This is a genomic window from Rhodobacterales bacterium HKCCA1288, assembly GCA_015693905.1.
GTDB lineage: Bacteria > Pseudomonadota > Alphaproteobacteria > Rhodobacterales > Rhodobacteraceae > M30B80.
Map to the genome: position 1 here is coordinate 1432228 of CP065161.1, position 21126 is coordinate 1453353.

Annotated in this window: 21 protein-coding genes; 6 read left to right on the forward strand and 15 right to left on the reverse strand. The window is 56.2% G+C overall.

The genetic code is table 11. The features are described from left to right. Positions 1-97: 97 nt before the first annotated feature. Positions 98-529, forward strand: coding sequence for a DUF1489 domain-containing protein (locus I3V23_07000; GenBank protein QPI84376.1), 432 nt, complete (start codon positions 98-100; stop codon positions 527-529). On the opposite strand, the gene I3V23_07005 is transcribed toward I3V23_07000, so the two are convergent. From I3V23_07005 to I3V23_07015, 3 genes are read right to left on the reverse strand one after another with little or no spacing between them, the layout of a single operon-like run. Next, the gene (locus I3V23_07005; protein QPI84377.1) at positions 526-1215 is read right to left on the reverse strand and encodes an ATP phosphoribosyltransferase; all 690 of its coding nucleotides are present in this window, start codon (positions 1213-1215) and stop codon (positions 526-528) included. The two genes, I3V23_07000 and I3V23_07005, sit on opposite strands and share 4 nt — an antisense overlap. Next, on the reverse strand, positions 1212-2324 hold the full coding sequence (locus tag I3V23_07010) for an ATP phosphoribosyltransferase regulatory subunit (protein ID QPI84378.1): 1113 nt from the start codon (positions 2322-2324) through the stop codon (positions 1212-1214). The genes I3V23_07005 and I3V23_07010 overlap by 4 nt, the downstream gene beginning before the upstream one ends. Beyond that, positions 2321-3802, reverse strand: coding sequence for a histidine--tRNA ligase (locus I3V23_07015; GenBank protein ID QPI84379.1), 1482 nt, complete (start codon positions 3800-3802; stop codon positions 2321-2323). The genes I3V23_07010 and I3V23_07015 overlap by 4 nt, the downstream gene beginning before the upstream one ends. A gap of 137 nt (positions 3803-3939) precedes the next feature. On the opposite strand from I3V23_07015, the gene I3V23_07020 reads away from it, so the two are divergent. Then, positions 3940-4140 (forward strand): SlyX family protein, encoded by a 201-nt coding sequence (locus tag I3V23_07020; GenBank protein QPI84380.1) that lies wholly within the window; start codon positions 3940-3942, stop codon positions 4138-4140. A 3-nt stretch (positions 4141-4143) separates the two neighbouring features. Here I3V23_07020 and dnaE read toward each other — a convergent pair whose 3' ends face one another. The 7 genes from dnaE to I3V23_07055 form a co-directional block, all read right to left on the reverse strand. Then, complete coding sequence (gene dnaE / locus I3V23_07025) at positions 4144-7638, reverse strand: DNA polymerase III subunit alpha (GenBank protein ID QPI84381.1); 3495 nt, start codon at positions 7636-7638, stop codon at positions 4144-4146. 110 nt (positions 7639-7748) lie between these two features. Beyond that, positions 7749-10265, reverse strand: coding sequence for an FAD-dependent oxidoreductase (locus tag I3V23_07030; protein ID QPI84382.1), 2517 nt, complete (start codon positions 10263-10265; stop codon positions 7749-7751). Between the two features lie 184 nt (positions 10266-10449). Further along, a complete protein-coding gene (locus I3V23_07035) occupies positions 10450-11025 on the reverse strand; it encodes an ATP F0F1 synthase subunit B (protein ID QPI84383.1) in 576 nt (191 codons plus the stop codon). A gap of 3 nt (positions 11026-11028) precedes the next feature. Continuing rightward, complete coding sequence (locus tag I3V23_07040) at positions 11029-11577, reverse strand: F0F1 ATP synthase subunit B' (GenBank protein QPI84384.1); 549 nt, start codon at positions 11575-11577, stop codon at positions 11029-11031. Positions 11578-11666: 89 nt separating this feature from the next. Further along, entirely contained in the window at positions 11667-11903 is a 237-nt protein-coding gene (locus I3V23_07045) for a F0F1 ATP synthase subunit C (protein ID QPI84385.1), read from the reverse strand. Positions 11904-11959: 56 nt separating this feature from the next. Beyond that, complete coding sequence (locus I3V23_07050; GenBank protein ID QPI86732.1) at positions 11960-12667, reverse strand: F0F1 ATP synthase subunit A; 708 nt, start codon at positions 12665-12667, stop codon at positions 11960-11962. Positions 12668-12822: 155 nt separating this feature from the next. Then, positions 12823-13161, reverse strand: coding sequence for an AtpZ/AtpI family protein (locus I3V23_07055; GenBank protein ID QPI84386.1), 339 nt, complete (start codon positions 13159-13161; stop codon positions 12823-12825). 244 nt (positions 13162-13405) lie between these two features. Here I3V23_07055 and I3V23_07060 point away from each other — a divergent pair, with 244 nt between their 5' ends. Continuing rightward, positions 13406-13750 (forward strand): winged helix-turn-helix transcriptional regulator, encoded by a 345-nt coding sequence (locus tag I3V23_07060; protein QPI84387.1) that lies wholly within the window; start codon positions 13406-13408, stop codon positions 13748-13750. On the opposite strand, the gene I3V23_07065 is transcribed toward I3V23_07060, so the two are convergent. The 3 genes from I3V23_07065 to I3V23_07075 are packed head-to-tail and all read right to left on the reverse strand — an operon-like array spanning position 13747 to position 15563. After that, positions 13747-14628, reverse strand: a complete 882-nt coding sequence (locus I3V23_07065) for a LysR family transcriptional regulator (protein ID QPI86733.1) — start codon at positions 14626-14628, stop codon at positions 13747-13749. The two genes, I3V23_07060 and I3V23_07065, sit on opposite strands and share 4 nt — an antisense overlap. A gap of 11 nt (positions 14629-14639) precedes the next feature. Next, positions 14640-15242, reverse strand: coding sequence for a DUF1523 family protein (locus I3V23_07070; GenBank protein QPI84388.1), 603 nt, complete (start codon positions 15240-15242; stop codon positions 14640-14642). Between the two features lie 42 nt (positions 15243-15284). Then, entirely contained in the window at positions 15285-15563 is a 279-nt protein-coding gene (locus I3V23_07075; protein ID QPI84389.1) for a hypothetical protein, read from the reverse strand. 118 nt (positions 15564-15681) lie between these two features. On the opposite strand from I3V23_07075, the gene I3V23_07080 reads away from it, so the two are divergent. Then, complete coding sequence (locus I3V23_07080) at positions 15682-16965, forward strand: acetylornithine deacetylase/succinyl-diaminopimelate desuccinylase family protein (protein QPI84390.1); 1284 nt, start codon at positions 15682-15684, stop codon at positions 16963-16965. Here I3V23_07080 and I3V23_07085 read toward each other — a convergent pair. Next, a complete protein-coding gene (locus tag I3V23_07085) occupies positions 16962-17147 on the reverse strand; it encodes a hypothetical protein (GenBank protein QPI84391.1) in 186 nt (61 codons plus the stop codon). The genes I3V23_07080 and I3V23_07085 overlap by 4 nt on opposite strands. A 293-nt stretch (positions 17148-17440) precedes the next feature. On the opposite strand from I3V23_07085, the gene I3V23_07090 reads away from it, so the two are divergent. Continuing rightward, complete coding sequence (locus tag I3V23_07090; protein QPI84392.1) at positions 17441-18910, forward strand: ABC transporter substrate-binding protein; 1470 nt, start codon at positions 17441-17443, stop codon at positions 18908-18910. 78 nt (positions 18911-18988) lie between these two features. Here the strand turns inward: I3V23_07090 and hemC are convergent, their stop codons facing one another. After that, entirely contained in the window at positions 18989-19945 is a 957-nt protein-coding gene (gene hemC / locus I3V23_07095; protein ID QPI84393.1) for a hydroxymethylbilane synthase, read from the reverse strand. Positions 19946-20063: 118 nt separating this feature from the next. Here hemC and I3V23_07100 point away from each other — a divergent pair, with 118 nt between their 5' ends. Continuing rightward, positions 20064-21092, forward strand: a complete 1029-nt coding sequence (locus I3V23_07100) for a uroporphyrinogen decarboxylase (GenBank protein ID QPI84394.1) — start codon at positions 20064-20066, stop codon at positions 21090-21092. The last annotated feature ends 34 nt before the right edge of the window (positions 21093-21126 follow it).

Below are 21126 nucleotides of genomic sequence, written 5' to 3' on the forward strand. Positions count from 1 at the left end.
GATGGGGAAACACAAACTAGGGGCCTTGGCGCAAGCGGTCAACTTGAACCTTGTGAAAAATAGCATACCATATCTTGAGGGACTTTGGGGAAGAGATATGAGCAGCACCATAAATCTGGTCAAATTATGTGTCGGCGCCGAAGAGGTGCAGGATCTTTTGAACTGGCAAAAGAACCCGCGCGCCTTGGGGCCATCGGGCCTGCCGCGCCATGTGACACGGATGTGGCCCAAGCGTGAGGCAGAAATTCTTGCAGGCGGATCGCTTTATTGGGTGTTCAAAGGATTGATCCTGTGCCGCCAAAAAATCTTGGCCCTCGAGGAGGTTGATCGCGGCGATGGGATCAGGCGCTGCGGCATCGTTTTGGAACAGGACGTCACCCGCGTGACACCCACGCCCAAACGCCCGTTTCAAGGGTGGCGCTACCTCAAACCCGAAGACAGCCCCCGAGATTTAAACGCCAATCGCGCAGAAGAAGAAACTTTGCCGCGTGAATTGCAAACTGCTTTGGCTGAAATCGGCGTTCTTTAGATCGAAAGCTTGGTTTTCAGCCCATCAAGGGCGGCTCGGGCCCCATCTGTCCAATCTGCGCCGCGCGCCCGAAACAGCATCGCTTGGCTGCGCAAGATCATCCCATCCGACAGGATTTTCAGGTTATTGGCCCGCAAGGTTTCCCCTGTTGAGGTGATATCAGCGATCAATTCCGCCGTGCCATGCGCCACGGTGCCCTCGGTCGCGCCTTGGCTGTCGACCAATTGATAATCGGCAACACCTGCAGCGCGCAGATAGTCCCGCACAAGACGATGGTATTTCGTGGCGATCCGCAAACGCATCCCATGGGCCTCGCGGAAATCTGCGGCAACAGCGTCCAGATCATCCACGCAATCCACATCAATCCAACATTGCGGCACGGCCAAAACCAAATCCGCAAAGCCAAATCCAAGCTCGGCCAATTCTTCGACCGACTGATCCCATGCGGGGATCTTCTCACGCACAAGATCGGTGCCTGTCACGCCCAAATGAATGCGGCCCGCCGCCATTTCGCGCGGAATTTCTCCCGCAGACAGCAACATCAACTGCATATCCGCCCCCGAAACTTCGGCAGCATAATCGCGCTCTGAGCCTGCGCGGCGCATCTCAACCCCGCGCGCTGCAAACCAATCAAAGGTCTTTTCCATCAACCGCCCCTTAGACGGCACCGCAATACGCAACGTCATATGCCACCCTCCTGACACGAGAGGCCATGCAGCAATTCAGGACGGATCACCCCGCCCACGGCAGCAATCTCACGACCATTGCCCAAGATTTTGGTCAGCGCATCATAGCGTCCACCTGTGGCAACGGGGGGCATATGCGGGTCAGTTTCGTTGAAAAAGCCGAACACAAACCCATCATAATATTCCATATTCGTCCGCCCATAGGAGGCCTCGAACCATAGGTCATCTACGGCGACACCTGCGGCGGACATCGCCTCAATACGGCGCACCAAGCCTGAAATGGCGCTATCGATCTGCGGTAAATCCACAGCCAAATCCCGCAATTGTGCGACTGCGTTTGGTAGGGTTTCGCGCAAGGACAAAACCCGCTCCAAGGCTTCGGCCTGCGCCGCCGAAATACTGGGCGCATCATCATCCTCGGCCAAAGCGCGCATACGGCGCAAGACATCAGCGGGGCTGCGTAGACCACTCCAATTTTCAGTGGCGTCAATCATGGCTTCAGGCCCTAAATCCGACATCTGGGCAATCAATGCTGCACGGGTCGCAGGGGCATCGCTGCGGCCTGAAAAACGATCCAGCAAGCGCCGAAAACGGCGCGGACGCCACACATGACGCCGCAAGGCGCGTTTGCGCCGCTCGGTTGTATCAAGGGCAGATATCGCGGCCAAAACGACGCCAATATCGCCAGTGACGGCACGCAGGCCATATGGGGCAAGCAATGAGGTAAAAAGGGCAAAGACTTCGGCATCTGCGCGCGCAGGGTCATCACGATCAAACAGCTCATATCCCACTTGCAGATATTCGCTCGCGCGGGCGGGACTGGCCTCCTGCTTGCGGAAAACCTCGCCCATGTAGCTGTAGCGCGCAGGCTCCGCCCCGTCCGACATATGGCGCTGCACCACGGGCACGGTGAAATCGGGCCGCAGCATCATTTCGCCGCGATTGGGGTCATGCGTGACATAAGCCCGCGCGCGGATATCTTCGCCATAGAGATCAAGCAGCGTATCAGCAGGCAGCAAATGATCGGCCTCAAAAGCCACGGCGCCCGCGGCTTGAAATGCTGCAAAGAACCGCTCCGCCTCCGAACGAATGGCCGCTTTTTGGCTCATCCCTGACGCTCCAATATAGCGCGAATTTCGGCGACCAGATCACCGCGCGCCACTTCGCGCTGTGCAGGTTGCGCCTTCCATTCCTCAAGGCTTGCATTGGCTGCAATCTTGGCCCCTAAGATCAAATCCTTGATCTGAACCACGCCGCGCGCGGCCTCGTCCGAACCTTGGATGACCGCAACAGGGCTTTCGCGTTTATCTGCATATTTCAACTGATTTCCGAAATTCTTAGGGTTGCCCAAGTAAACCTCGGCGCGGATGCCCGCATTGCGCAACTCAGTCGCCATGGCTTGATAATCCGCCATGCGGTCGCGATCCATGACCGTCACCACGACAGGCCCCTGCATCGCGCCGCTGATCCGCCCTTTGGCGCGCAATGCGGCCAAGAGGCGATCAACCCCGATGGACACACCCGTTGCAGGCACATCTTGGCCTGTGAAGCGTTTGACCAAATCGTCATAACGTCCGCCGCCTGCAACAGACCCAAATTGACGCGGGCGGCCTTTGTCATCCAGAATCTCAAAGGTCAGCTCCGCCTCGAACACGGGGCCCGTATAATAGCCAAGGCCACGCACCACCGAAGGATCAATCACGATCCGGTCGGGGCCATAGCCTTGCGCGTCAAGCAGCGTGGCAATGGTTTCAAGTTCGGCCACCCCAGCCTCACCAATCGCAGATGTGCCAATCAGCTTGCGCAGCATCACCAAAGTCTCGGCATTGCTGTCTGCGCGCGCCAACAGGAATGCCACGATCTGATCGGCCGCTGCCGCATCAAGACCCACGCCATCGATATAAGCCCCAGACTCATCCAAACGGCCCTTGGTCAGCAATTGGATCACGCCTTCGCGGCCCACTTTGTCGAATTTATCAATCGTGCGCAGCACAGCTTGGCGGGTAGCTTCATCCTCGGAGGACAATCCAATGGTCGCCAGAACCCCATCCAACACCTTACGGTTGTTCACCCGCACCACATAATCGCCGCGCGGAATACCCACAGCCTCAAGCGTGTCTGACAGCATCGCGCAAATCTCGGCATCTGCGGCAACGCTGGCCGCGCCGACCGTATCGGCATCGCATTGGTAGAATTGGCGGAAGCGCCCCGGCCCTGGCTTCTCATTGCGCCAAACGGGGCCAAAGGTGTAGCGGCGATAGGGGCTTGGCAAATCATTGCGATATTGCGCCGCTACGCGGGCCAAGGGGGCGGTCATGTCATAGCGCAGCGCGACCCAACCGCCGTCTTCCTCCTCCTGCCAAGCAAAAACGCCCTCATTGGGGCGATCCGTGTCAGGCAGGAATTTCCCCAAGGCCTCCACGGTTTCCACGGCGGATGTCTCAAGCGGGTCGAAGCCATAGCGCTGATAGGTTTCGGCAATTTTGGCAAGCATCTCTTGCCGCTCCAACACCTCCGCGCCGAAGTAATCGCGAAATCCACGCGGCGTCTCTGCTTTAGGGCGGGGCTGTTTTTTCTCTTTTGCCATAACCATATCCTCGATCTCGCGCGTGGTGTAGCGCCCTCGCGTCAAAGGGGCAAGAGAGGGGTGGTCATGGGGCCCCTGCAAAGGTTAGTTTGCATCCGAACGCAACGACACAATCCCAGACAAGGATCATAGGCCCCATGAGCGCCTCTCGCGATGATTTGGAGATGCATTTGGCCCATCTCACCCGCACAGTCGATGACCTCTCAGAGGTGGTCGCACGCCAAGATCGGGAAATCACCCGTCTCACTGCCCGTGTTGAGATGCTGATGCAGCGTGAGGCAGATCGTGAAGCCGCAGGCGATATGCCCGCCGCCAATCAAAAACCGCCCCATTGGTGAGGGTTAGACCTCTTCCACCGCGATGACACCGCCCAAAGATTTCAGCGCCCCTTTTATGGCGGGATTGACGGGGTAATCCTCGCCCAAGAGGACTTCGACCTCACCCGGAAGATCGGCGGCTGTCAGGCATAATTGAATTGGGCCTGTCACCCGCGATGCATTAGTCTTTTTGGCCTCGCCCAACACATTGGCCAATTGCGGCAAAGCGGCCGCGTCCTCGACAAACACCCTCAAGCCTGTAGCCCCACCTTGTGCGGCAACCGCATCAATGGGCTGTACCGCGCGAGCAAGGAGTTTTAATTGCTCCGCTTCATAGGTGGCCTCAACGGTCAACACCACATTCTGGCCCGCCTCTAACAAATGCCGAGCAGACTCGAGCAGGTCAGAGAACACTGTTACTTCGTAAAGTCCCGTTGGATCGGAAAGACCCACAAAGGCAAAACGGGTGCCGCGCTGGCTTTTGCGCTCTTGCTTGACCGCAACCGCCCCTGCCAATTTGGTGACAAAAGCCCCCCCTTGCACCCGCGCCTCAACCTCACGCAGCGACAAACAGCCTGAGCGTTTCAAGCTTGGCATATATTCATCCAAAGGATGGCCAGAAAGATAGAAACCAACCGCCTGATGCTCTTGGGAAAGCCGTTCATTCGGCAACCAATCTGGCGGATTAGACAGGCGTGGCTCAGGCAAATCATCGCCCCCTTCCCCGAATAGGGAGGTCTGGTTTGACGATTTTTGATCATGAATTGCAGCAGAAAAGGCGACCAGCGCATCCAAACTGTCAAACACGCGGCGGCGGTTCGCATCCAGCTCGTCAAAGGCGCCTGCGCGCGCCAACATCTCAAGCGGCCGCTTGCCCACCCGTTTCAAATCAACCCGCCGAGCGAAATCAAAGAGCGATGCAAAGGGCTGATCTCCGCGCCCTTCAACGATCAGGCGCATTGCATCGACACCGACATTTTTCAAGCCACCCAAGCCATAGACCACGCGCCCATCAGACACGGAGAACGTAGCAAGCGAGCGATTAACACAAGGCGGCACGATCTCTATGCCAAGGCGACCCACCTCTTGGCTGTAAATAGACAGCTTATCCGTCAGATGGATATCGCAATTCATCACCGCAGCCATGAATTCGACAGGATGGTTCGCCTTAAGCCAAGCGGTTTGATAACTGACAACCGCGTAAGCGGCCGCGTGGGATTTGTTGAAGCCGTAATTGGCGAATTTTTCTAGAAGGTCGAACACTTCTTCGGCCTTGGCCTTGTCGACCCCATTTGCCTTTGCCCCTTCCACGAATTTGGGGCGTTCGGCATCCATGGCCTCTTTGATCTTCTTCCCCATGGCGCGGCGCAGCAAATCCGCACCGCCTAGGCTATAGCCTGCCATGACCTGCGCAATTTGCATCACCTGTTCTTGATATACGATGATGCCTTGCGTCTCTTCGAGGATGTGATCAATCAACGGATGGATCGAGGCACGCTCTTTGATCCCGTTCTTCACCTCGCAATAGGTTGGGATATTCTCCATCGGTCCCGGGCGATAGAGCGCCACAAGGGCCACGATATCCTCAATGCAGGTGGGGCGCATACGCCTTAGGGCATCCATCATGCCCGAGCTTTCCACCTGAAACACCGCAACAGTCTTGGCCGAAGCATAGAGCGCATAGGTCGCTTCATCGTCTAACGGGATCGCGTTGATCTGGTTTTCTGCCCCCTCAGGCGGTTGATAGAGCGCGTGGCCATCTGGTGCGACATGCAAATCGCGGCCCGATGAATGGATCAAATCAATGGCATTTTGCACCACAGTCAGGGTTTTCAGGCCGAGAAAATCAAATTTCACCAAGCCCGCAGGTTCTACCCATTTCATATTAAACTGGGTTGCAGGCATGTCCGAGCGCGGGTCTTGGTAAAGTGGCACCAACTCGTCCAAAGGGCGGTCACCGATCACAACGCCCGCGGCGTGGGTTGAGGCATTGCGCAAAAGCCCCTCGACCTGTTGACCATAATCCAAAAGCCGCGCGACCACTTCTTCGGCCTGCGCTTCTTCGCGCAGGCGCGGTTCATCGGCCAAGGCTTTTTCGATGCTCACGGGTTTGACCCCCTCAACAGGGATCATTTTTGACAGGCGATCCACCTGGCCATAGGGCATTTGCAAAACCCGCCCGATATCGCGCACGGCCGCCTTGGATAACAGCGCACCAAAGGTGATGATCTGCCCCACGCGGTCGCGACCATATTTTTCCTGCACATATTGGATCACCTCCTCGCGGCGATCCATGCAGAAGTCGATATCGAAATCGGGCATTGAGACGCGTTCAGGATTGAGGAAGCGCTCAAACAGCAAGCTATAACGCAGAGGATCAAGGTCGGTAATCGTCAAGGCATAGGCCACAAGGCTGCCTGCACCCGACCCGCGCCCAGGCCCGACTGGGATGTCATGCTCCTTGGCCCATTTGATGAAATCGGCCACGATCAAGAAATAGCCCGGAAAGCCCATCCCCTCGATGATGTCCAATTCGAAATCGAGGCGCTTTTGATAGTCCTCAACTGATGCCGCATGCGGGATCACCGCAAGGCGCGCTTGCAGACCTTCATTGGCCTGACGGCGCAGTTCTTCAACCTCGTTCTCGGCAAAGCGCGGCAAGATCGGGTCGTGGGTGCGCGCGCGGTAGGCGCAGCGTTGTGCAATCTCGACCGTGTTTTCAATCGCCTCGGGCAGATCAGCGAAGAGTGTCACCATCTCTTCGGGGGTTTTGAAATAATGCTGAGATGTCAGGATACGGCGTGGTTCTTGTTGATCGACATAGGCCCCTTGCGCGATGCAAATCAACGCGTCATGCGCCTCATACATTTTTGGTTTGGGGAAATAGACGTCATTGGTCGCCACAAGGGGCAGGCCCATCTTATAAGCCATATCAATCAAATGCGGCTCACTCAGCGCCTCTGCCTCGGGCAGACCCTGATCTATGGGATGACGCTGTAATTCAACATAAAGCCTATCCCCGAAGATCTCAGCCAATCGCGCCATCAATCCTTCGGCTTTGGCTATTTGCCCCGCAGAGAGCAGCGCGCCAAACGGCCCCTCAGGGCCACCAGAAAGACAGATCAACCCCTCATTATGCGCCGCCAATTCATCAAGGGTGACATGGGGAATCTGGCCATCGCCGCGCAAGTAGAAATGCGAATTCAGCTTTAATAGGTTCAAGTAACCCTGACGCGATTTCACCAAAAGAACAATGCCGCGCGGGGGGCGCGGTTTCTCGCCCTGCGCCGCCGCCTCATAGGCCAAATCAATCTGGCACCCCAATATCGGCTGCACACCTGCCTTGACCGCATATTCGGAAAACTCAAGCGCGCAGAACATGTTGTTGGTGTCTGTCACTGCGACAGCGGGCATGCCTGCATCGGCCACCAATTGCGGCAAAGATTTGATCCGCATCGCCCCTTCAAGCAGCGAATATTCGCTATGCACACGCAAATGGATGAATCGAGGCTTTGACATAAACCCAACCTATGAAATGCGCGCCGAGCAGAAAAGCAAAAAAGCCGCCTGCATCTCCAAAGGGATGCAGGCGGCCTTCACGGGAGGAACCCTGTCTCGATCAGGTTGGATCAACCATCCACGCGGATCGTGACGTTCTTCGGATCATAAGGGCTGTCTTCGGTAATTTCCGCATCATAAAGCGCGCCCATGATCATCACCTTCAGCTTTTGCCCAACCTGTGCATAGTCAGGTTTCACATAGCCCATGCCGATCTGTTTTCCGAAATGCACGGAATAGCCACCTGATGTCAGACGCCCAACACGGGTTTCGCCATCAAACAAGGCTTCGCGCCCCCATGGGTCAGCATCCTGAGGCCCGTCTATCAACAGCGTCACACATTTAGAGCGGATACCCTTATCAAGCATTGCTTGCTTGCCATGGAACTCCTTCGAGAGATCAACAAAGCGATCTAGGCCCGCCTCCAACGGCGTTGCATCACGGCCAAGTTCATTGCCAAAGGCACGATAGGATTTCTCCTGACGCAGCCAGTTCTGCGCACGCGCACCAACCAGCTTGAGCCCATGCTTTTCGCCCGCAGCCATAAGTTGATCCCACAGGTGATTTTGCATCTCAATCGGATGGTGCAATTCCCAACCCAACTCACCTGTATAGGCCACACGCGCAGCGCGCACAGGCACCATTCCCAGCTCGATGTCGCGCACAGACAGCCATGGCGAACGCTTGTTCGAGAGGCGCGTTTCTGGCTCTGCGTCACGGACAAGCTCGTTCAAGATCGCGCGGGAATTTGGCCCCGCAAGGGCAAAGACACCCCATTTCGTGGTCACATTCTCGACCGCGAACCAGTTGCCTGTGCTTTGGGTTTTGGCCCAGAAATCTTCTTCGGCCTTGCGCAGATAATCGCCGTCATAGGCCTCCCACGCGCCTGCAGAGACGAGGTAGTAATCATTCTCAGCAATCCGCATGATAGTGTATTCGGTGCGGGTCGTGCCTGCATCGGTCAGCGCATAGGTCAGGTTAATCCGTCCCACTTTGGGCAATGCGTTACAGGTAAACCAATCCAAGAAAGCAGTCGCTCCAGGCCCGAACACACGATGCTTGGCAAAGGCTGTTGCATCAATCAGGCCAGCGGTTTTACGGATCGCTTCCGCTTCCTCGCGGGCAAAGTTCCACCATCCGCCGCGACGGAAACTGCGCGCATCATGGTCGAAATGAGACGGCGCATCTTTGGGGCCGTAGTAGTTTGGACGTTCAAATCCGTTCACACAGCCAAATTGCGCGCCAAGCGCCTTTTGACGATCATAGGCAGGGCCTGTGCGCAAAGGACGGCAGGCTTCGCGCTCTTCGTCAGGGTGGTGCAGAACATAGACATGCGCATAGCATTCTTCATTTTTGCGCGCTGCATATTCGGTCGTCATCCAATCTTGGCCGTAACGCTTAGGGTCAAGGCTGGCCATATCGATTTCCGCCTCACCTTCGACCATCATCTGCGCCAGATAATAGCCTGTGCCACCTGCCGCGGTGATGCCGAAGCTGAAACCTTCAGCCAACCACATATTCCGCAGGCCAGGCGCAGGGCCGACCAATGGATTCCCATCGGGGGTGTAGCAGATCGGGCCATTGTAATCGTCTTTCAGACCCACTGTCTCACTGGACGGGATGCGGTGGATCATGGACATATATTCTTCTTCGATCCGCTCCAGATCGAGCGGGAAGAGATCCGCGCGGAAACTGTCGGGCACAGCATATTTGAAGCATGCAGGTGCGCCTTCTTCATAAGGCCCTAGAATCCACCCACCGCGTTCTTCGCGCACATACCATTTTGCATCTGCATCGCGCAAAACGGGATGCTCGGGCGCGCCATTTTGACGGAAGGCCACCAATTCTGGATCAGGCTCCGTGACGATATATTGATGCTCGACTGGGATGGCGGGGATTTTGATGCCCAACAATTTCGCTGTGCGCTGCGCATGGTTTCCTGTTGCGGTCACAACATGTTCGGCAGTGATCACTTGGGTTTCCTCAGACGGAACCAAATTGCCGCCCTTTTCCACCATCTTAGTGACAGTGACGCGCCATGCCTCGCCTGTCCATTCATAGCCATCAACTTGCCACTTGCGCTCGATAATCACGCCACGCTGGCGCGCGCCCTTGGCCATGGCTTGGGTCACGTCTGCAGGGTTGATATAGCCGTCAGTCGGGTGGAACAGCGCCCCTTTGAGATCTTCTGTACGCACCAGCGGGTAGCGGTCTTTAATCTGCGCAGGTGTCAACCACTCGTAGGGAATACCAACCGTCTCAGCGGTCGATGCATAAAGGTGGAACTCGTCCATGCGTGCATCGGTCTGCGCCATGCGCAAGTTACCGACCACAGCAAACCCTGCGTTGAGGCCTGTCTCTTCTTCCAACGTCTTATAGAATTTCACAGAATAGTCGTGAATATGGCTGGTTGCGTAGCTCATGTTGAACAAAGGCAAAAGTCCGGCCGCGTGCCATGTCGAGCCAGAGGTCAATTCATCCCTCTCCAACAGCATCACATCCTGCCATCCCGCTTTTGCAAGATGATAGGCAATAGATGCGCCAACGGCACCGCCGCCGACAACCAAGGCTTTGACATGTGTCTTCATGATATCCGCTCCCGCGCGTGATCTGTGGTTGTCCCCTCTTGCCAGAGGTCAAGCCGCGCGGCCTCGCCCGCCCGACCGAAAAAAGACAGAAAACGACATCTGTGACACAGGCCACATAATCAACAAAAAAAAGGCCCCTCTCAGGGGGCCTTTTTCATAACTTTTACCTTCCAAGCATACCTGCTTAGTGCAAGCGGCTTTCCACTTCGGCGATGGCCGCATCAATGCGCTTGTTCGCTTCGGTTGCAGTGGTGCTATCGGCCAAAATCTTTGCCGCCGCCGCAATCGCAACATCCACAGCACGGTTGCGCAATTCACGGGTCGCTTTTTCTTCGGCGCTCGTGATCTGCTCCTCAGCTGCCTTTAGGCGGCGCGCGATGGAGTGCTTGAGGTCTTCTTTGGCAGCATCGGCAGCCAAACGAGCCTCTTCGCGGGCGTGGTCGATAATGCGCTGAGATTGTTCAGCCACTTCGCGGCTTTTGCGCTCATAGGCCGCAAGAACGGCTTGCGCTTCATCGCGTAGGTTGCGGGCCTCATCCAATTCGGAACGGATGGTTTCCGCGCGGTCATCCAACATCTTGAGGATCATCGCAGGCACGTTGAAATAGAACAACAGCGCCAAGAACAAGATGAAGCCAATCAGCACCACGTAATTGGTGTTGAAGAAAGACGCAAAGCCGTAATCACCACCTGCTGCAAAAGCAGGCGCCGCGATTAGGGTCAGGGCAGATGTTGCCAATGTCGCGTAACGCAGTGTCATGGCTTATCCTTTCATCCGCTCTGCAATGGCCGCTTTCAGCGCCTTGGCATCGGGCTTGCCGCCACCAAGTGCCGTTACAATCTCGGTTGTCGCATCTTTTGCGACCGCTTCGATGTTTTTCACAGCGCCTGCGCGGATCTCACCGATACGCGCTTCAGATTCTTTTGCCTTCGCAGCGATCTGCGCGTCCGCTTTTGCAGTTGCATCCGCCAATTCAGCCGCGATTTCGCTGCGGGTCTGGGCGATGATGTCTTGCGCTTGCGCGCGCGCATCTGCGAGGGCTTTGTTATAGGCCTCTTCCGCTTCAGCAGCTTTGGCTTTGAGGTCTTCAGCAGCGGCAATGTCCTTTGCAATCGCGCCTTGGCGGTCTGCCAAAACGGATGCAACGCGGGGCAACGCCACGCGGCTCAAGATCAAATAAACGACCACCAGTGTAACCACGAGCCAGAAAATCTGGTTCGGGAAGGTGGAGAAGTCGAGTTGCGGCATACCCCCCGAGGCGGCTTCGCCACCATGGGCTGCACTGGCAACGTTGTGGGCAGTCTCTGCCATCATGTCCTCCTGGAACCGGTGATTACACTGGGCCGCTGTGGCGCGCTGCGCGCAAAGCGACCCAGCCGTAAGGATGGTTCGCTAAAGGCTTAGACTGCGAACATCAGCAGAAGTGCAACGAGGAACGCGAAGATCCCCAAAGCTTCTGCGAACGCGATACCGATGAAGAGCGTTGCGGTCTGACCTGCAGCTGCAGATGGGTTACGCAAAGCACCTGCGAGGAAGTTGCCTGCAACATGGCCCACACCGATCGCTGCTGCGCCAGAGCCGATAGCGGCAAGGCCTGCACCGATGAATTGACCGAGTTCTGCGATATTGCCTTCCATTTCCGTTTCTCCTTACGTTGGAATTGGCTGAATAGGTGTCCTGAACCGTGATCCGCTTAGTGATGCGGATGCAGCGCGTCTTTCAGATAGACGCAGGTTAGGATGGTGAACACATAGGCTTGGATCACGGATACGAGCACTTCGAGCCCGTAGATCGCGACAATGCCCAAGATTGGGGCGAAGGCTGCGGCGCCCATCGCGCCGGCGAAACCTGCAAACACTTTCAAAACTGCGTGGCCCGCCATCAAGTTACCCGCAAGACGGATGGAGTGGCTGACGGGGCGCACGAAGTAAGAAATTAATTCGATGATGGCAAGGATCGGGCGCAACGCCAATGGCGCGGAACTGACCCAGAACAGGCTGAGGAAGCCTGCGCCGTTCTTGATGAAACCCACCAAGGTCACTGTCAGGAATACCGCCGCCGCCAAAATCGCGGTCACCGCGATATGCGATGTGGTGGTAAAGCTCATTGGGATCAGGCCCAAGAGGTTCGACAACAAGATGAACATAAACAGGGCGAAAATATAGGGGAAGAAGGGCAGTGCATCTTTGCCTGCAACATCTTCGACCATCTTACGCACGAAGCCATAGATCAGCTCAGCGACCGACTGGCCGCGCGATGGAACCACGGCGCGACCGCGCGTGCCCATGACCATCAATGCCACAATCGCGATGACGCTGAGCGCCATCCAGAGCGTGGAATTGGTCGGCGTGTACCAGTTCAGCGTGTCACCAAACAATGGGGAGATGACGAATTGATCCATCGGGTGGATCGCCAAGCCGCCTTCGTAATCGTCAAGTAGACCCAAGACGAAAAGCACAGCCGCGATGGCCAAAAGAACAAATGCAATCGGCTTGCCCGAATTAGAGGGCTTGTTCTGATCAGAATTCGTTACATCCGAAGCCACGGTGTATCCCCTTATTTTGTGCCGCCCTCATCCGCGTTTTCGCGGGCTTGGGCTTGGTTCTGAAGCTCTTGCGCAGATCGGATCATCGTTTTGACCCCAGCCACAAAGCCCAGCAATGTAAAAACGACCATCAGCCAAGGGCGCGTGCCCAAGAGGCTATCCAAGCCCCAGCCTATGCCAACACCGATCAACAACCCGCTGACCAGTTCAATCACCATCCGCCACGCGTGCTGCGCTTGGGAATAATGCTCCCCCATCGGTGGTTTCTTGTCGGCCTCGCGCGACCGAATGTTTGCCAATTTTTCTTCCAACGCCTTAAGGCGGTCGGGATTTGGCGATGGCTCGGTCATGTGCAAAGCACCTTCAGAAAACGCCCCTCGGGTGTCGCGCGGAACCTAAGAACAGGCCGCGCCAGAGTCAACGAAACTTTGCACCCGCAGAGAAACGCATAAGCTATTGAATATAAAGTAATAAAATTACCTGCGACAAGTTGGTCAAATCCACCCGTTAGAAGGTCTGCGGCAAATTTCGACAATTTCCTATATTCAACCAAATGGTTGACGATTGCCTCAGAAGGCAGGATAGGATGCCAATATGAGTGCCAGTTCCCTAGATCTGACCTTTGCTGCCTTGGCAGACCCAACCCGCCGCGCGATCTTGTCGATGCTGCTCGAAGATGACATGGCCGTGACCGATGTGGCGGAACCGTTTGAAATGTCTCTGGCTGCGATCTCAAAGCACCTCGCCATCCTTGCCCATGCGGGACTGATTGCCCAAGAAAAGCGGGGACGGGTCAAGTGGTGCAAACTCGAGCCTGACGCGCTGCGCGCCGCAAGTGTTTGGATGCAGGGGTTTGGTCAATTCGAACCCATCCACCTAGACGAGTTCGAAGCCTTTCTCGCCCGCGAATTGGATGGGGCTGATACGCAGGGCGGTTAAACCGTCCCCACGATATTTTTGGCGTAATCTTTAAGATAGGCCAAGACGCGCTGCACCTTTGGGCTGCGATGCAAATCGACATGGGTGACCAACCAGACAGAAGAATTCCATTCGTCCAGTGAGGGCATCACCTCAACCAAGTCTGCATTTTGCTCAAGGGCAAAGGCAGGTGCAAAGCCTATGCCGATCCCCGCATGAACGGCCTCAATCGCACTCGCGAAATCTGAGGCCCGAAACACGATTGCATCTTCAGGCACATGATCCTTGAGCCATCTTAAAAACGGCGCGCGGCTATCGGCTTGAGTGGTTGCCACAAAGCGATGCTGCCCTGCTGCTTCTAGGCTGAATGGCCCGTGCTGTTCGAGATAGGACTTGGTTGCGCAAAGACGCGCCCTGAGCGTGAAAAAGGGCTGCACGACATTATCGGGCTCCGATGGGGCAGACCCTGCACGAATGGCAATATGCGCCTCGCCCAATTCCATCCGAAAGACGCGCTCATCCGTCACCAAACGAATGCGCAAATCTGGATGATCGTTTTGTAATTCGGCCAATGCGGGCATCAACAACTGCGCCACGAAGCCAAGCGCGGTCAGCACCAATTCCCCCGACAGCGTATCGCCCTGCCCTGCAATCCGCGAGGCCAATTGTGAAAACCGCGCTTCAGTTTCAGCGGCAGTCGCGAGCAAATCCTGCCCGGCCTCGGTGGGGGTGTAGCCGCGCGCATGACGATGAAACAACCGCACCCCAAGACGCCCTTCAAGCGCGTCTATATGCCGGATCACTGTAGCATGATGCACCGATAGATAATCTGCGGCCCCAGACACCGTGCCCAGTCGTGCCACATGATAGGCCGTGCGCACCTCATCCCATGCATCCATCATCGCACCCTTTACTTGCCGCGCAAACGATCACGGCTTTTCGACCAAAACACAGCCGCCCTGTCATAAAGCGGATCAAGAATGCGGGCTTCAAACCGCTCCCACAAGCGCCATAGGGCCAACAAGACACCCAAAAGAAGGACGAGAATCGTAATCGGCATCCATGGGATCAGCGTCACATCTGGCCCTGCCACCTGACGCAAGGCCACAGCATTGGGATAGGTCGTCAAAAGGCGCGAACGCCATCCGTAATGGGTAACCGCTACCCAAATCGGGTCAGCCGCAGTCGAAATCAGGTTTGCCGCTTCGGCCTGCAGGTCTGAGCTGTCCAACTTGAAATAAGGAGGCCACCCAAAGCCTGTATCCTCATTGCGGAACACGTGAACCTCGCCCTGCGCATCGACCGTATTGATCAAACGCAAATCGCGCGATGCGAGTTGTGCGCTGCCTGTATCGCCGCGCGCATAGAAGATGCGGTTGAGGCCTGAAAAATCTTGCCTAATGATTTCTGTCTGCGTGATCCGCAAAATATCCCGTTGCGGCAGCGTATAGTGGAAGAACGCGACAAGGAGCGCGCCCAATATCAGTAATGCTATGATCCGTGGCCAACGCATGCGCCGCCTGCCCCTTTGTCGTTTATTTTCCCATTGCGCCCCCTAAGGCGCGAACGGATCGGTGAACCCAACATAAAGGAACAGCGCCGCCAGTGGCAAAGCATAAACCACAACCGCCAAACGCAGCGCGATTTTACGCATAGATCCTGCCAGACGGCGATTGATCCAATCCTCACGATGCTCATTCGCGGCATCAGACGGATCGCGCTTTTGCCATTCCTCGATTAAGGCCTCACGCTGGCCTGCGCGCAAATAAAAATAGAGCGATACAAAGACCACTGTCAAAAGCACCGCCATCAGCAAGGCTATGCGAATAATCACACCCTGTTCTCCCAGATCCGTGTCTCATCCCTGATATAGGCACGGCGCAAAAATTTGCACGGGCTTGCAATGCGCAAATTCCCACAGCAAGCTGAAAAAGACAGAAGGTGGGACAAAAATGGACAGCAAAGATCAACTTGAAACTGCGATTGCCGCACGGCGGGACGATTTGATTGCACTGACCCAAGATTTGATCCGCATCCCCACCCTCAATCCGCCCGGTCAAAACTACCGCGAAATTTGCGACTATCTCAAACAGCGCTTGGAGGCAGCGGGGTTCACGGTTGACTTAATCCGCGCCACAGGGGCGCTTGCCGATAGCGATACATATCCACGATGGAACATGGTGGCGCGCTATGAGGGCGGCGCAGCGGGGGACACCGTTCATTTCAACAGCCATCACGATGTCGTGGAGGTTGGGCATGGATGGACGAAGCCGCCTTTTGGTGGGGTTCTCGAAGATGGCCGCATTTACGGACGCGGGGCGTGCGATATGAAAGGTGGACTTGCAGCCTCAATCATCGCAGCTGAGGCCTTTATTGCCACCTACCCAAAATTCGCAGGTGCGATTGAAATCTCTGCCACCGCAGATGAGGAGTCAGGTGGCTTTGGCGGTGTTGCCTATCTGGCCGAGCAGGGCAGATTTGACCCTGCCCGCGTTCAGCATGTTATTATCCCCGAACCTTTGCAAAAAGACCGCATCTGCCTTGGCCATCGTGGCGTATGGTGGGCACAGGTCGAAACGAAGGGGCGCATTGCGCATGGCTCAATGCCATTCTTGGGCGACAGCGCCATCTCTCACATGGGCGCGGTTCTCGCTGAAATAGAAACGCATCTTTTGCCACTCCTCGCAGGGAAAACCACTGCCATGCCAGTCGTGCCGCCGCAGGCGCGCCAATCCACGCTGAATATCAATTCAATCCATGGAGGCGAGCCTGAACAGGCCGATGATTACACTGGCCTGCCCGCACCATGTGTTGCAGATCGCTGCCGCATCGTGATTGATCGCCGCTTTTTGATTGAAGAGGACATCGCAGCGGTCAAAGCGGAATTGACCGATATGCTAGAGCAAATCAAAGCCAGCCGCCCCCGATTTGACTATGAGATTTCCGATCTGTTCGAGGTACAACCGAGCATGACGGATGAAAGCAGCCCGCTTGTGCAATCGGTGGGCCAGGCCATCGAACGCGTGCTGGCCCAAAAAGCGGAATATGTGGTCAGCCCAGGCACCTATGACCAAAAACATATCGACCGCATTGGTCGGTTGAAAAACTGCATCGCCTACGGGCCAGGTATTTTGGAGCTTGCCCACCAACCCGATGAATGGGTTGTGGTTGATGACATGGCAGACAGCGCGCTTGTTATGGCGCTGACCTTGGCAGAATTGCTACCAACAGCTTAGGGCTGAAGAACAAAACCCATATGCTCAATCGCGCGTTGCGCGATCTTGTCACCCTTGAGGGCCGCATCGTTCAAAGCCTTCATCAGCCCCGAAAGTTTGCGGCTGCTGGCTTGCTCTTTTACGAAATTACTGACCTCTTCGGCAGACAGGGCGAGGATAGTCTGTGCTGTATCGCATACCATATGCGTATCTCCCGAGTTCGACCCTCGCCTCAGCGCATCGCCGCAAAGCGTATATCGCGCTATGGCCGAGGGGCTTATCAGAACCAGCAAGTGCCGATCCGACTCAGAGCGTTAACCTCTCGTCACGATTCGGGCGAGTCGGAAATGACAGTTCTGCGACAGTATGCGCAGCCTTCCGCCGATCCCAATTCCCTCAAAAGGCACAGCAAGCAGGCCGCATTACAACCAGAACGCTTGCCAGACCAAGCCTTGCGGCACTACGATGGCCCTCTGAACTTTCGCGGGAGGGCCACATGGTTCGGTTTCTAACATCCGCCGCAACGGCGTTGATCATTTCCACCACATGCGCCTTTGCGCAAGGCAATAGCATCAAAATCGGGATGGTGCTTGAGCCGCCAAATCTCGACCCTACAGCAGGTGCAGCAGCGGCCATTGATGAGGTGGTCTATGCCAATGTTTTTGAAGGCCTGACACGGTTCGGCCCTGACGGCTCTGTGCAACCTGCGCTTGCGCGATCATGGGAGATTTCAGACGATGGTTTAACCTATCGCTTCACCCTCGCGCCAAATGTGCAGTTTCACGATGGCAGCGACATGAATGCGGATGATGTGGTCTTTAGCCTAGATCGGGCCCGCGCTGAGGGCACCACCAACGCACAGGCCGCCCTCTTTGCAGGTATCGCCTCTGTTGTCGCAGAAAGCCCTGACACCGTTGTGGTTACGCTAAACGCCCCTGATGGGGCCTTTTTGTTCAAGATGGCTTGGGGGGATGCGGTGATCGTGGCCCCCGAAAGCGCAGAAACAAACGCGACCAACCCCATTGGCACAGGCCCCTTCCGCTTTGTCGATTGGGTGCAAGGGGATCGCGTGGAACTGGCCCGCAATGCCGCGTATTGGGGCACGCCCATCGCGCTTGACAGCGCAACCTTCCGCTTCATCACGGATCCAAATGCCGCCTATGCCGCATTGATGGCAGGTGATGTCGATGCTTTCCCAAATTTCCCAGCGCCTGAAACTTTGGCCCAATTCGAGGCAGACCCACGCTTTAACGTGATTGTCGGCTCGACCGAAGGCGAGACAATTTTGGCGATGAACAACAAGCAAAGCCCGCTTGATGATATCCGCCTGAGAGAGGCGATTTCGCACGCGATCAATCGGCAAGACATTATTGACGGCGCTATGTTTGGCTATGGCACACCCATTGGCACACATTTCGCGCCGCATAATCCCGACTATGTCGATCTGACCGCGCAATCGAATTACGACCCAGAACGCGCGCGTGCTTTGCTGCAAGAGGCAGGGCTAGACGGGGTAACATTGCGTCTGATGCTGCCCCCGCCAGCCTATGCGCGCCGTGGTGGAGAGATCATTGCGGCCCAATTGCGTGAGATTGGTATTGAGACAGAAATCACCAATCTAGAGTGGGCGCAGTGGCTTGAGCAGGTGTTCCGTGGTCGCGATTTTGATCTCACCATCGTCAGCCATACCGAACCTATGGATATCGGCATCTATGCGCGGGAGGATTACTATTTCCAATATGCCCGTCCCGAGTTTGTTGCGCTGAACGAGGCGCTGACCTTGGAAAGCGATCCTGCTGCGCGTAGTGACTTGCTCGGACAAATGCAGCGCATGATCGCGGATGATTATGTGAACGGCTACTTGTTTCAGTTGGCCAAAACAGGGGTTGCGGATGCGCGCATCCGTGGTCTTTGGGAAAATTCGCCGACACAGGCCAATGATCTGACAGGCGTCTCTTGGGACTAGGGCACGCGATGCCCCGTTAACAAAGCCCCGCTTGGCATCTGCGAAGCGGGGCTTTTTTCATCTCTTGTCACGCGCGCCTCAAGCCTTGGCGGTGATCCAATCAAAAAATCCTTCACCTGCGCGCGCGCGTAAATCTCGCGCCATATCAGCGCCAAGCTTCGCGGCCTCAGCAATGGGGGCGCTGCGATCCTCGCTCAAGACCTCGCTGCCATCAGGGCGCAATATCTCGCCGCGCAGACGCAACATAGGGCCATCAATCTCGGCCAGACCTGCAATCGGGGTTTCGCATGAGCCATCAAGCCCCGCCAAAAACGCGCGCTCAGCGGCAAGCCTGATGCCCGTGTCGCGATCATGAATAGCGGCCAACATCTCGGCCGTGCGGGGATCATTCGCGCGCCGCTCAATCCCGATAGCGCCTTGTGCAACAGCGGGCAGCATATCTTCGGGTGAAATAGCAGAACGCGCGACATCGGCCATGCCCAATCGATTAAGACCTGCCTGCGCCAAAAACGTGGCTCCTGCGACCCCGTCCTCCAGTTTTTTCATTCGCGTCTGCACATTGCCACGAAACTCGACCACCTCGAGATCAGGACGGCGCGCAGTCAATTGCGCACGCCTACGCAGCGAAGATGAGCCAACCTTCATGCCAGCGGGTAAGGCATCGAGACTGTCAAATTCAAGTGACACAAATGCATCGCGCACATCCTCGCGCGGGAGGTAGCAATCAAGCAGCAAACCTTCAGGCTGCAACACGGGCATATCCTTCATGGAATGCACCGCAATATCAATCGCCCCAGATAGCAGGTCTTCTTCTATCTCGCGAGTGAACAGACCCTTGCCGCCAATTTCCTTGAGGGGACGGTCTAAAACCTTGTCACCTGTGGTTTTTATGACCACAATTTCAAAGGCCTCATGCGGCAGATCAAAGGCCGCTGCAAGCCGCGCGCGCGTCTCATAGGCTTGCGCCAAAGCAAGGGGAGAACCACGCGTGCCAATGCGCAGCGGAGAGGCGGGAGTTGGTCGTTCGTTTTTCATGGGTTCTTTCTAACTCTGTCAACTTGACATGACAACCATAGACAGCATGGCTTGGGCAGGTTAGGACAGGATTGAGCCTACATCCAAAGAAATTTGGCACAAGAAAATCGGATCGACCATGACAAAAACACTTCTGCGCGCGTTGAGCGGCGAAACCCTCCCCACCCCACCCGTCTGGCTGATGCGCCAAGCGGGGCGCTACTTGCCCGAATATCGCGCGACACGCGCGCAGGCTGGGGATTTTCTTTCGCTGTGCTACACACCCGATTTGGCGGCAGAAGTCACCTTGCAACCAATCCGCCGCTACGGGTTCGATGCTGCAATTCTTTTCGCAGATATTCTCTTGATCCCCGATGCGCTTGGCGCGGATTTGTGGTTTGTCACGGGTGAAGGCCCACGCCTCTCTACAATCACTGGGCCAGACGGCTTAAAGCCTTTGAAGGGCAAGGACGACATCCACGACCATCTCGCGCCCGTTTACGAAACCGTCAAAATCTTGTCGCAAGAATTGCCCAAAGAGACCACACTCATTGGCTTTGCAGGCGCGCCATGGACAGTGGCCACATACATGATCGCAGGGCGCGGCACACCCGACCAAGCGCCCGCACATAAACTGCGCCAAGAAGATCCCGCAACTTTTGACGCGCTCATCAACCTGCTGACCGATGCGACCATCGAATATCTCTCGAAGCAGGTCGAGGCTGGTGCAGAGGTCGTGAAAATCTTTGACAGTTGGGCAGGCTCGCTGAAAGGCGAGGCTTTTGACCGATATGCGCTAGCGCCCGCGAAAAAGATCACCCAAGAGATGAAGCAGCGTTTTCCAGGCTTGCCCGTCATCGCGTTCCCGCGTGAGGCGGGCGACAAATATATCGGCTTCGCAAAGGCTGTTGGTGCGGATTGTTTGGCCCTCGACACGAGTGTTGATGCGACATGGGCGGCCCAGCATTTACAAAAGGATGGCTGCGTGCAGGGCAATCTTGACCCCAAGCTGATGATCACGGGCGGTGATGCCTTGCGCCAAGAGGCGCGGCGCATTGTGGACGCGCTGAAAAACGGGCCTCATATTTTCAACCTCGGCCATGGCATTACACCTGAAGCTGATCCTGAAAATGTGCACGTTCTGCTTGAGGAAATTCGCCGCGCGTAAGTCGCGCGGCGCTTGCCCATGCCGCGTTTGCGCG